Source organism: Clostridium sp. CM028 (assembly GCF_030585565.1).
Taxonomy (GTDB): Bacteria; Bacillota; Clostridia; order Clostridiales; family Clostridiaceae; genus Clostridium_AD; species Clostridium_AD estertheticum_B.
The window spans coordinates 902950-915271 of sequence record NZ_CP077766.1; the positions used below are offsets into that span (position 1 = coordinate 902950).

A 12322-nucleotide genomic window follows, 5' to 3' on the forward strand; every position below is an offset into this window, starting at 1 on the left:
TAAATTTTAAAATAAAACAAAAAAAGAAATTATACATTACTTACCTTTATTAATCCTAGCTTTAATAATATATATTTTTATTGTTTTATTTCTCTTTTGCTACGTACCAATATGCTGCTCCAATAAATACAGCTCCACCTACAAAGTTTCCTAGGGTAACCCAAATTAAGTTGTGCGCTAATCCTCCTATAGAAATCGCTGCGGTGTGAGGAATCATTAGTGCCGTTGTAAGCAAAGTCATATTCGCAACACTATGTTCGAACCCTATAGTTATAAATGCAAATAGGCACCAAAAAATCATTATAAGTTTAGCCGTTTCTTCCTTTAATTTAATAGCACACCATACGGCTAAACAGACTAACATATTACAAAGTAACCCTTTTAAAAATAATTCTATGCTTGGCGTTGCCATTTTCCCTTGTGATGTTTTTAAAATAAAAGTTGCTGTGCTACCCTTTGCAAGCCCAGAACCTACAAATATTGCTGCTAGCACTGCTGACCCTATAAAGTTTCCTATAAAACTGTATATCCAAATATTTATTGAATCAAGTAAAGGAACTTTCTTTTCTAGAGACCCTATGGTCATAATCATGTTATTTCCTGTAAAAAGTTCGGAGCCCGCCATTATTACAAGACTTAAGGCAATCCCAAAGGAAGCTCCCATAATAGTTTTCGTTGCCGGTGACTCAGCCGCTGCAAATGATCCTCCAATAGTAAATATCAATAAAATTCCAAATCCCACATAAGCACCAGCTAGGGCCGCTGCAGTGAGGTACCTCATTTTACTTTTCTTTAAAAGTTCAGATTTTTTTACCGCCGATATTGAAACTTTGTTAATTTCTTCACTAAACAAGACATACCACTTCCTTCTATAAAAGATACCCACATTATATCATTACAGAAAAAGAAAATATGTGACTAATATCACATATTTTCTAAAATTATTTTTTACCAACAATCTAACTTCCAGGACGTTAGTTATTAATAAAAAAGAGCACTTAAGGTAATCAATCCTTATGTGCTCTCATTTTAATATAAGATTATTTTTTAGGTCCTTTTTCTAATATTTTTATTCCAAAATCAGGAAAATCAGTAAATAAACCATCTACATCAGCTTCAAAGTAGAATTTTTGCATTAACTCTTCTACACTAGTTACATATTTAGGGATTTCATCTTTTCTAAATGTATATGGATGAACAACAAGATTATGTTTATGTGCATCTTTTACTAAATTAGGATTAATAACTGGTTCTTTATCGTTCTTCCCATTTTCATCTATTATTTGTTGGTACCAAGGTCCAATACCATTTGCATATTCAGCTACTTTTGCTAGTCCTTCATCCGACATCATTTTTTTATAATTTGCCCCTGGACAATCTGCTTCTTCACCAATTAGCTGGACCATTTTCATTTTTGCGCCCATTTCTGTCCTAACTTTTCTTAAGTAAGTTGGATCAAAACATTGTAAATAAATTTTTGATTCAGGCGTATCATATCCATATTTTCTAAGAACTTTTAATACCACAGATCCAATATCTTGTCCATTATCTGTATGAAATTTAGGCTCTTTTAATTCAGGGTAAATTCCTTTTTCTTGACCTGTACTTTTATTCAGCCCTTGTACAAGTTGTATCATTTCTTCTAATGTTGGAACTTCAAAATGAGCACTATTTAAAGGAAATCTATCAGGGAAAACAGGATCCTTAGACCCTTCTTTTGTACGTTCGTGCACGTTAAGTGTTTTAATTTCTCCTAGCGTGAAATCAATTACATAGTAATGTCCATCGCTTCGTTTTCTATTTGGGTAACGCTTTGCTACATCTGTTGTCGTATCTAACATATTATCATGCATTATTACTGGAACACCATCTTTAGATAAACAAACATCACTCTCTATGTAATCTGCCCCTAGTCCATAAGCTAAAGCATAGGACTCTAAAGTATGTTCAGGTAAATATCCAGAAGCACCCCTATGTCCAATCACTATTTTATTGCTTTTATTTTTTGTTGAAACAGTTGTGGTATTACTTGCTACTGGAGGAGACTGTTTAGACTTCTGTCTACATCCTGCGAATAATCCTGCTGTTATGGTAAGTGTACATGCTAGAGCAATTAGTTTTTTTTCGTTCTTCATGTTATATCCCCCTTGTATAATCTAGTTATACGTTTTCAAATCTTGTAGATGTGATAACGTTTTCTGTTAGCTACCAAATTGATTATAACTAAACTAAACGAAGAATTCAAGAAAAAAACAGAAAATTTTCTAGCATTTTCATATTTTATCACTAACTTTAAATTAACAGCGTATTTTACATAAATGTAAAAACAAGTTACCCGACGAATATTTATGAGGGAAGAACAACTGAATTCGCTACATCATCCATTATTTTGCTTTGCATTAATTTGGTTATTATGGTAATATAACATTAAATAATTAAGGGCGGAGAAAAGAGAGCCTTAATGTATGGGTATTTCATACCTATTAATTAAGGTTCTCTTTTTATTCGCATTTAGGAGGTAAGATAATGTTTGACGTAACTATTATTGGCGCTGGTATTGTTGGATGCTCAGTATCAAGAGAACTATCTAAATATAATTTAAAAACATGTGTTATTGAAAAATCTAGTGATGTTGCTTCTGGTACAACAAAAGCAAATAGTGCAATAGTACATGCAGGGTATGATGCTAATCCAAGTACTATTAAGGGAAAATTAAACGCAAAAGGTAATGAAATGTATACAAAGCTTGCAAAGGAATTAGATTTCCCATTTAAGAGGAATGGATCATTGGTTCTGTGCTTCGACGAGAAACACATGAATGATCTTAAAGAATTACTAGAACAAGGCGAAAAAAATGGAGTACCTAATTTAGCTATTCTTGATGGAGATCAAGTTAGAGAAATGGAACCTAATGTAACATTGAGCTGTGTCGGTGCCTTATATGCTCCAACAGGAGGAATTGTTTGCCCATATGAAATGACTATTGCTATGGCTGAAAACGCATACACCAATGGCGTGGAATTTGAATTTGGAACTGAGGTCCTTAATATAGAAAAAAAACAAAGTTGTTACGTTATAAAAACTAATAAAGGCGACATTGAAACAAAAGTAGTAATAAATGCAGCCGGTTTATTTTCGGATGAAATTAATAATATGGTAAGCAATAATAAATTTAAAATACTTCCCAAGTTAGGAGAATATGTCTTATTTGATAAAGCTTGCGGAGATTTAGTTACAAAAACTATTTTTCAGCTTCCAACTAAACTTGGAAAAGGAGTTTTAGTTACCCCTACTGTTGATGGTAACCTTCTAATTGGACCTAATGCTGTAGATCAAGATAACAAAACTGATCTTAGTACAACTCGCGAAGGCATCGATGATATCGTTTTAAATGCTCAATTAAGTATCCAAATGCCACTTCCTATGAATATGGTTATAACTTCTTTTGCAGGGAATAGATCAAAATGCGAGGGAAATGATTTTATAATTGGGGAAGCAGAAGACGCTAAGAACTTTATTAATGTAGCAGCAATTGATTCTCCAGGTTTAACTAGTGCTCCAAGTATTGCTGCAATGGTAGCTGATATAGTAACAGAAAAATTAGCACCGCAGGAAAATGTAAAATTCAACCCTATACGAAAAGGTACAAGAAAATTTAGAGAAATGTCAAACGATGAGCGAAAAAAAATAATCAAGGAAATACCTGAATATGGAACAATTGTTTGTAGGTGTGAAACTGTAACAGAAGGTGAAATTATAGACTCTATAAGAAGACCTCTTGGAGCAAAAACACTTGATGGAGTTAAAAGAAGGACAAGAGCTGGAATGGGGAGATGCCAATCGGGCTTTTGTGCAACAAAAGTTGTAGATATTCTTTCAAGAGAACTTAATATACCACGATGCGCCATTACAAAATCAGGCGAAAATTCTATACTGCTCACTGGCAAAAATAAACAATCTTTATAAATTGGAGGAATATATATGCAAGAATATGATTTAATCATAATTGGTGGAGGTCCAGCAGGCCTTGCAGCTGCAGTTTCTGCAAAGGATCAAGGGATAAACAGCATTTTAATTATAGAAAGAGATAATCAATTAGGTGGTATTCTCAATCAATGTATTCATAATGGTTTTGGTCTTCACACATTTAAAGAAGAACTTACTGGTCCTGAGTATTCTCAACGATTTATTGACAAGGTTATTGCACTTAATATCGAGTATAAGTTAAATACCATGGTTCTAGATGTAAATGATAGTAAACAAGTTACTGCTGTAAATACAGAAGATGGTATATTGGAGCTCCAGGCAAAAGCAGTTATACTTGCAATGGGATGCAGAGAAAGACCAAGAGGAGCTTTAAACATACCAGGTGCAAGATGCGCAGGTATTTATACAGCTGGAACAGCTCAAAAATATGTTAATGTTGAGGGTCTAATGCCAGGAAAAGAAGTAGTAATACTTGGTTCTGGAGATATCGGACTTATAATGGCAAGACGAATGACCCTCGAAGGTGCAAATGTAAAGGCTTGTGTAGAACTAATGCCTCATTCAAGTGGACTTAAGAGAAATATTGTACAATGCTTAGACGATTTTAATATTCCTTTAAAATTAAGCCACACTATAACAAATATACATGGGCATGATAGACTTTGCGGAGTTACTATAGCTCAAGTAGATGACCATAGGAAACCAATAAAGGGTACTGAGGAATACATTGCTTGTGATACATTACTTTTATCTGTTGGCCTTCTACCCGAAAATGAACTTTCTAGAAAAGCTAATGTTAAACTTTCCAGAGTTACTGGGGGTCCTGAGGTAGATGAAAGCATGCAGACGAGCATTTCTGGAATATTTACCTGTGGCAATGTGCTTCACGTTCATGATTTAGTAGATAATGTAACCACTGAAAGCTACACTGCTGGTAGAAATGCTTCTGATTATATAAAAGGAATTTACCATGCCGGAAAGAGTATTGAGATCTTCGCGACAGACGGAGTTAGGTATACAGTACCAAGTACTATCAATCCTGAAAATATCGATAACATAATAGATGTTAGATTTAGGGTTGGTGAGGTACATAAATCTGCTTATATATCTGTTTATTTTGATGATGTGCGCGAAATGCATTTAAAGAAAAAGATTCTTACACCAGGCGAAATGGAAAGCGTTAAATTAACTAAAGCAGTTTTTGATAAATATAGTAACTGTAAAAAGATTACCATAAAGGTAGAAAAGGAGTAGTTAACTATGAGTACAAGGGAATTAACATGCATAGGCTGTCCAATAGGTTGTGCTCTTGTGGTAGCGCTTGAGGGCAAAGAAGTTATTAGCGTTAAAGGAAATACCTGTAAGATTGGAGAAACCTACGGCAAGAAAGAATGCACTAATCCAACAAGAGTCGTTACATCCTCTGTTTTAGTTTCAGGTGGGGAAAATGAGATACTTCCTGTTAAAACTGAGAGAGATATTCCAAAGGATCTGATTTATGACTGCGTAAGAGCATTAAAAAATGTTATAGTAAAAGCTCCTATTTCTATAGGTGATGTGGTTCTAGAAAACGTACTTGACACAGGCGTAAATATTATAGCAACTAAGGATATTGGAGCTGCATAGTGGTATTAACTCAAGGCAGTTAGATGGAGGAAATTCACGGTATTAATAAATGTAATACCGTGTTTCTATAAAATTCAAGTAACCGATTATTAATAAAATTAAAAACGAAAGGATGATGAAAACGTGTGGAATTTATTTAATTTTTTAAAACCTGCTGCACCTATCGAGAGATTACCAAAAGAAAAAATTGACCCAGCTTACAAAAAATATCGTTTACAAGTATTTATAAGTATATATATTGGTTATATGGGTTATTACTTTGTTAGAAGTAACTTTTCATTAGCTAAGATGTATCTCATTCAAGAGGGCTTTACAAAAACACAACTTGGTTTTGTTGCATCTGCGCTAGGAATGGCTTATGGTGTCAGTAAATTTGTTATGGGTAACGTATCAGATCGATCCAATGCGAGGTATTTTTTAGGTATTGGTTTAATTTTGTCTGGTATTACAAATTTATTTTTCCCAATTACCTCAAGTCTTACAATAATGTTTATGTTGATGCTTGTGAATGGTTGGGTTCAAGGTATGGGTTGGCCACCATGTGGAAGAATCATGACCCACTGGTTTTCTGATAAAGAACGTGGAGTTAAAATGTCTATTTGGAATACCGCACATAATGTTGGTGGTGGATTTATAGCTACCATTGCTCTTATTGGTGTTCATATGTTCGGAGGCTGGAAAGGAATTTTCTATTTGCCAGGTATTATTGCAATCGTAATTGGAACTTTGTATATGGTTTTTGCAAAAGATACACCTCAATCTGTAGGACTTCCTCCTATAGAAGAATATAAAAATGATTACCCTGCTGTAAAAGTAGAAAATAGAGAAAAAGAAATGACTGGAAAAGAAATACTATTTAAATATGTACTCAATAATAAATATATATGGTTTATTGCTCTTGCAAATGTGTTTGTATATTTAGTACGATATGGTGTCATTAATTGGGCTCCATTATACTTACAAGAAGTAAAGGGTTTTAATATTAAAGAATCAGCGCTTGCATTTTCTTTATTTGAATATGCCGCAATTCCTGGCACTATACTCATCGGATGGATCAGTGATAAAATATTCCATGGTCGTCGTGCACCAGTAGGCGTAGCTTGCATGGTAGGTGTTACGGTTGGTGTGTTCGTTTATTGGCAATCTTCAAGTATTTTAGCAATAAATATTACCTTAGCTTTAATAGGTGCCTTAATATATGGACCGGTTATGCTTATTGGAGTAAGTGCCTTAGATCTAGTTCCTAAAAAAGCCGCTGGAACTGCTGCTGGATTTACAGGACTCTTTGGATATCTTGGTGGGCAAGTTGCAGCTGAAATTGTACTAGGAATGATTGTAGATAAATACAACTGGGATGGGGGATTCATGCTTCTTATGATTTCTGCTGTACTTGCTATTGTATTTCTATCTCTTACTTGGAACGTACATGATAGGTCAAAACCAGAATCTGAAGATATTACGGCGGTTTAAAATTAATATTGCTTGGCTATAAACATTTGAGCAATAGCAAATAAAATTAAATCTTACATAAAAAAACTATTGATTTAATTTATTTCTTGTATTATGCAATTAAGACTGCATTTGATTAAACTGACATCAGTTAAATTAAATGCAGTCTTTTGTTATGTAATCTTGCATTAACAAAATGCGAATACCATACTCATGTCGAAATAGGCAATTTTCCATAAGGGTATGAAAGTAAAATTTATTTAATAAAAGACGAAAAGTTATTATCTCTATAGATAATAACTTTTCTTATAATAATGTGGAGGACTAAATGAGGAACAAATATCCTTAAGGATGTAGATATGTTCTTTATAATTATATTAACAGTCACTGCCATTTTATGCATAAAAATATCTAAAACTAAATATATTTAATTTAAAGTTTTTATGTTTTCACCATTCGGTTAATTTCAATACAAAATCTGAGTTCAGAACTTCTTTTTATATTGTAAATATAAGAATTAACACTATTTATATTGAGGCTCTTGTTTTTGAATATATTTCTGTCTTCCCTTTAAAATGTCCATTGCAGAATCAAGTTGCTCTGCGATTTGTGTAAAATCATTTTTTGCTTGTTGATCCTCTGTTTCTAGAGAAAAAGTCTTCATTGTAGCAGAAGCACTTTGCATTCCTGCAATTGCTTGTTGCATTTGAGTTCCTACAGTCATAGTTTTCACCTCCCTTCAAATATGTATTTAACCTTTGGGTTTAAATAGTATAGCGCCAATAAATCCAAAAACTATCGCAGCAGAAATCCCCGAACTTCCTGTCTTGAAAATGCCAGTAAATATCCCTATAAATCCTGTTTTTTCAGCATCAATTAGAGCCCCTGTTACTAGAGTATTTCCAAAGCTGCTTATAGGTACAAATGCCCCTGCACCGGCAAGTTTTACTAAAGGATCATATAAACCTAGTCCTCCTAAAATTGCTCCAATTACAACTAGTGTACACGTAGTATGTGCAGGCGTAATCTTTAAAATATCCATTATAAGTTGGCCAATAACGCAAATTAGACCGCCTATTACAAATGCATAAATAAATTTTTCCATAAATAAACTCACACCTCTTTTTTACATTTCAATAGAAACTGCATGAGCAATGCAAGGTATGCTTTCCTTTTGTTGATAGGATATTGGAGACATTAGAGCACCAGTTGCAACTATTAATATTCTCTTTAATTCCCCTCTTCGCATACGGTTAAGAAAATGCCCATAAGTTACAGTAGCAGAACAGCCACAGCCACTACCTCCAGAAAAAACTGGTTGGTCCTTTTTATATATTAAAAGTCCACAGTCTGTAAATATATCTGATGGCATTTCTATACCATGGCTTTTTAATAAACTAATAGCGAGTTTATGCCCTACCTTGCCTAAATCACCAGTAGCAATAAGGTCATAATAGGAGGCATCAACATTTAAATCTCTAAAGTGTGCTTCAATTGTATCTACAGCCGCGGGTGCCATAGCTGCCCCCATGTTAAATGGATCTGAAATTCCCATATCTATTACTCTTCCTATTGTAGTCGAAGTAATCTTAGGTCCAAATCCTTCTTTGCCAAGCACCGCAGCTCCAGCCCCCGTTACTGTCCATTGGGCAGTAGGTGGTTTTTGTCCACCATACTCTGTAGGATATCTATATTGTTTTTCTGCAGCCGCATTATGGCTACTTGCAGATGCTATAACATATTTAGCTGACTTACTTTCTATCAATTGAGCGGCCATGGCTAACCCTTCCATGGAACTAGAACAAGCGCCAAAAATTCCTAAAAAAGGTATCCCTAATGTTCGCGCAGTAAAACTACTGGAAGTAATCTGATTCATCAAGTCTCCACTTATAAAAAAATTTATATCTTCTTTTTTTATACTTGATTTCTTTATCGCTCTTTCACAAGCATGTTCAAGAAGAACTCTTTCCGCCTTTTCATAACTATCCTGTCCAATCCATAAATCTTCATGAATTATATCAAAGTCATCAGCTAAGGCCCCATTACCTTCAAAAGGACCACCAACTGCCGCAGAACCTAATATTGTAGGTTTAGAATTGAAAATCCATGATTGATGTCCTTTAAGCATCTACATCACTCCCAACCATTTTATTGTGATTTTTATCGTAGCAACCACAAAAGCAGAAAAAACTCCATAAACAATGATTGCTCCAGCAAGCCTAAACATATTTCCAGCGACTCCAAGTACATATCCTTCGCTTCTATGCTCAATTGCAGCAGAAGCTATCGAATTAGCAAAACCTGTAATTGGAACAGCAGATCCAGCTCCAGCCCATTGGCCAATGCGGTCGTAAATCCCAAGTCCAGTAAGTAACGCTGAAACAAAGATTAAAACTACTGAAGTCGGACTAACTGCTGTTTTTTCATTAAAATTAAAGTAGGTGATAAAGAACACCTGTAAGCATTGACCAATGGTGCATATGATACCACCTACAAGGAATGCTTTAATACAATTTTTAAAAATAGGTCTTTTAGGTTCTATGCTTTTCACCACTTCACCATATTGCAGTTGAGTTGGCGTTAGTTTTTTCTTTTTCATATTAGACATTATTTCACCCTCTAACGTAATAAATATGGTTTTATTTTTTTCATAACCTTTTCTAGATTTTCAGCATTTTTTAAGTACATAGATTTTGCTTCTTCAGTTTCTGTTTCTAAAGCAAAGGACATAAGGTCCGCCTGACTTTTTTGAATACTGGCATATAGCATTTCTTTAATTTGTGATTTTGGGACTTGAATCAAATCATCAAAAAGATCCAGATATAAATCTCCAGAAGAATCTACTTGACCAATAAAAACATTCTCAATTGCTACTCCTTTGTTTTCTAACTCAGTCTTAAGCCACCCTTTACTCAATCCAATATTGGTAAGACCTTCATTTAACATATTCCCGTCTAAAATAACTGTTTGTGATTCAGCCTTAGACGCAACTTTTATTCCTAAATCATATGAAGTAACAGGCTTTTTATCAGCTTTTAAACTAACATTGATATCTCCTGTTGTTTCCATAACGGCAAATTCAACATCGGCTAAATCAAATGCTTTTTTTGAACGTAATTCTTGTAGAAACTCTTGCCCAGTCATCCTTTCTTTAGCTAGATTATCTTCCATAATTTTACCATTTTTAATTAATACCCTTTCTTTTCCATTTATTACATTGTAAATCCATTTACTTTTCATGGAGGAATAATCTAAGATAATAGGCATCAGTACCCAAACAGCTAGTGCAGTTAGTCCAAAATAAATATTCGTAATTATACCCAATGAAATTAAAGCAACTATAAGAGCAATAATTACATAAGAAATAAACTCAAAAGGCGTAACCTTAAATAAGTTTCTTTTTTTCATAAATCTTGTTAAAACCAGTGTTAAAAAATATAAAATTATCGTGTTGAATAATATTGTTAACCAATTACTCATCATTTCACCTCACTTAGTCACCTTTGTATTGAGGCTCCTGAAACTCTATAGAGCCTACTCTTTTTTCCAAATCTATTTTAATTTTACCTATCTCTTCAAATGCCTCAGTATAAATAGCCCTAGCTTCTTTATTTCGTTCTTGCAATGAATATAATCTTAAAGTAGCTTCAGAACCTTTTAAAGTGGCTAATGTTTGCTTTACCTTAGAGCCAACAGTCATATGGACCTCCTTAATGCTTATCGATTCTTTTTCTCACGCAGTATAACTAACATGCTTTTATTAAAGTTTTATCTTTTTTATTATTCATATATCTTCTCCTATCTTCAATATTTTACTCATTAAACTTTAAATAGTTATTTATTATTACTTAGTTTTATTGAATTGACTATCTTTATGTTATTATGGCCAAAGTTTTCTTTGAAAGATGAAAACAATTGGTATTTGAGATAGTAGAAGAGACAAGGTGGAAACAACATGATTTTAAAAATTTTAAAACACCATAACTGCAATAGTAGAAATTACAAGTGAAAAAGAAGTTAAAAATGAATTGAACAAGTATATTATGTCTCTAAAATATTCAAATAATATTATAGAAGATATTATATATATATAGATAATATTATTGTTAAAGCTATAATCTACAATAAATTATGTGAAGCGAATAGATTAAATATAAAATTCTTATTTAATGTGGCCAATAATACACTAGAAAATAGTCTAAATGATTATGAAATTTCAGATATGCTAAATAATCTATTGGACAATGCTTTTCAAGCTGTCATAAATAGTACTAAGGATAAGGTCTTTATATTAAATATATGTGAAGAAGAAAATTCTAATATTGTAGAAGTTAAAAATAGCGGAATAACAGTAAAGTTTGATAATATAGAACAAATATTTGAAAGAGGTCTTTCTACTAAAGAAGGGGTTAATAGAGGATATGGACTTTACAATATAAAAGAAATAGCTGAAAAAAAAGGCAGTGATGTTCAGCTATTCTTTGAAGACAATTATACTGTTTTTAAAATATTGTTCAAACAAATTATTAGGGGGGAGTAAGTTTTCAAAAAAAATCAAAGCAAGTAGCTGAGTTATGTAGAGTCATAGAAGTTAATTTTGTTACATATCTTCTATGGAAATAGCTCTGACTGGTGAACCATCAGCATTTTTATTTTTAAGTGGCATAATACTTAAGATAAAATACTCACTGCTGATGGAATCTAAATTCACTAGGTTCTCAATAATTATAATGTTCTTTGGCATTAATATTTTATGAACTGCAAATGTGGTTGAGTTTATATCATCAATTGAAATTGCATCAATACCAATACCCTTTAAATTAAATTTCGACAACCAATTGGCTGATTCTTCACTTAAAGAAGGAAAATCCTCAAAGTATTTTTTATAACCCCAGTATTTACTCCATCCTGTTTTTATTATAATGAACTCAACATTTTTTATCTTTTCCTCATAGGACCTTAGGCTATCAACATCTATTAGTTTCATATTTTTATTTGAAAAATCAAGAATAGTAGCATTTCCAATAAAATGTTCTATATCTAAATCATTTAAATAAGGACCATCACTGAGCATATGTGCAGGTGCATCTATATGTGTGCCTGTATGTGAGTGCATAGTGATTTTAGCCTCTTGAAACCCATCCTTTTCCAAAGTATTTGACTTTTCAAAAATCGGTTTCTCAGTTCCTGGAAAAACTGGCATGTCGGAACAAATAATATGTGTTAGATCAGTGACTTTCATAATAGCCCTCCCATAATA

Annotated in this window: 14 protein-coding genes; 5 read left to right on the forward strand and 9 right to left on the reverse strand. The window is 33.1% G+C overall.

The genetic code is table 11. The annotated features are described in order from the left end of the window. Positions 1–85: 85 nt before the first annotated feature. Positions 86–853: a formate/nitrite transporter family protein gene (locus KTC94_RS04325; protein WP_216304374.1), complete on the reverse strand. Its 768-nt coding sequence runs from the start codon at positions 851–853 to the stop codon at positions 86–88. Between the two features lie 187 nt (positions 854–1040). Further along, a complete protein-coding gene (gene glpQ, locus KTC94_RS04330) occupies positions 1041–2135 on the reverse strand; it encodes a glycerophosphodiester phosphodiesterase (RefSeq protein WP_165414443.1) in 1095 nt (364 codons plus the stop codon). Positions 2136–2526: 391 nt separating this feature from the next. On the opposite strand from glpQ, the gene KTC94_RS04335 reads away from it, so the two are divergent. The 4 genes from KTC94_RS04335 to glpT all read left to right on the forward strand — a co-directional run bounded on the left by KTC94_RS04335 (position 2527) and on the right by glpT (position 7083). Further along, on the forward strand, positions 2527–3966 hold the full coding sequence (locus tag KTC94_RS04335; protein ID WP_268064157.1) for an NAD(P)/FAD-dependent oxidoreductase: 1440 nt from the start codon (positions 2527–2529) through the stop codon (positions 3964–3966). Between the two features lie 15 nt (positions 3967–3981). Then, a complete protein-coding gene (locus KTC94_RS04340) occupies positions 3982–5241 on the forward strand; it encodes an NAD(P)/FAD-dependent oxidoreductase (protein WP_304518689.1) in 1260 nt (419 codons plus the stop codon). 6 nt (positions 5242–5247) lie between these two features. Next, complete coding sequence (locus KTC94_RS04345) at positions 5248–5613, forward strand: DUF1667 domain-containing protein (RefSeq protein WP_220287838.1); 366 nt, start codon at positions 5248–5250, stop codon at positions 5611–5613. A gap of 123 nt (positions 5614–5736) precedes the next feature. Next, the gene (gene glpT, locus KTC94_RS04350; protein WP_216304554.1) at positions 5737–7083 is read left to right on the forward strand and encodes a glycerol-3-phosphate transporter; all 1347 of its coding nucleotides are present in this window, start codon (positions 5737–5739) and stop codon (positions 7081–7083) included. A 502-nt stretch (positions 7084–7585) separates the two neighbouring features. Here glpT and KTC94_RS04355 read toward each other — a convergent pair. Genes KTC94_RS04355 through KTC94_RS04380 form a run of 6 tightly spaced genes read right to left on the reverse strand, consistent with a single transcriptional unit; the run spans position 7586 to position 10762 of the window. Beyond that, positions 7586–7786 (reverse strand): DUF1657 domain-containing protein, encoded by a 201-nt coding sequence (locus KTC94_RS04355; RefSeq protein WP_165414803.1) that lies wholly within the window; start codon positions 7784–7786, stop codon positions 7586–7588. Between the two features lie 27 nt (positions 7787–7813). After that, a complete protein-coding gene (gene spoVAE, locus KTC94_RS04360; RefSeq protein WP_216304555.1) occupies positions 7814–8167 on the reverse strand; it encodes a stage V sporulation protein AE in 354 nt (117 codons plus the stop codon). A gap of 21 nt (positions 8168–8188) precedes the next feature. Continuing rightward, positions 8189–9190, reverse strand: a complete 1002-nt coding sequence (gene spoVAD / locus KTC94_RS04365) for a stage V sporulation protein AD (protein WP_220287833.1) — start codon at positions 9188–9190, stop codon at positions 8189–8191. After that, positions 9191–9670 carry a stage V sporulation protein AC gene (spoVAC, locus tag KTC94_RS04370; RefSeq protein ID WP_220320553.1) on the reverse strand — a complete coding sequence of 160 codons (480 nt, stop codon included), beginning with the start codon at positions 9668–9670 and terminating at the stop codon, positions 9191–9193. It lies immediately after the preceding gene. A gap of 11 nt (positions 9671–9681) precedes the next feature. Next, entirely contained in the window at positions 9682–10542 is an 861-nt protein-coding gene (locus KTC94_RS04375; protein ID WP_220287836.1) for a DUF421 domain-containing protein, read from the reverse strand. 13 nt (positions 10543–10555) lie between these two features. Continuing rightward, on the reverse strand, positions 10556–10762 hold the full coding sequence (locus KTC94_RS04380; protein ID WP_216304559.1) for a DUF1657 domain-containing protein: 207 nt from the start codon (positions 10760–10762) through the stop codon (positions 10556–10558). 471 nt (positions 10763–11233) lie between these two features. On the opposite strand from KTC94_RS04380, the gene KTC94_RS04385 reads away from it, so the two are divergent. After that, entirely contained in the window at positions 11234–11602 is a 369-nt protein-coding gene (locus KTC94_RS04385; RefSeq protein ID WP_304518693.1) for a GHKL domain-containing protein, read from the forward strand. A gap of 60 nt (positions 11603–11662) precedes the next feature. Here KTC94_RS04385 and KTC94_RS04390 read toward each other — a convergent pair whose 3' ends face one another. Next, a complete protein-coding gene (locus KTC94_RS04390) occupies positions 11663–12304 on the reverse strand; it encodes a cyclase family protein (protein WP_220287855.1) in 642 nt (213 codons plus the stop codon). Positions 12305–12322 lie beyond the last annotated feature (18 nt).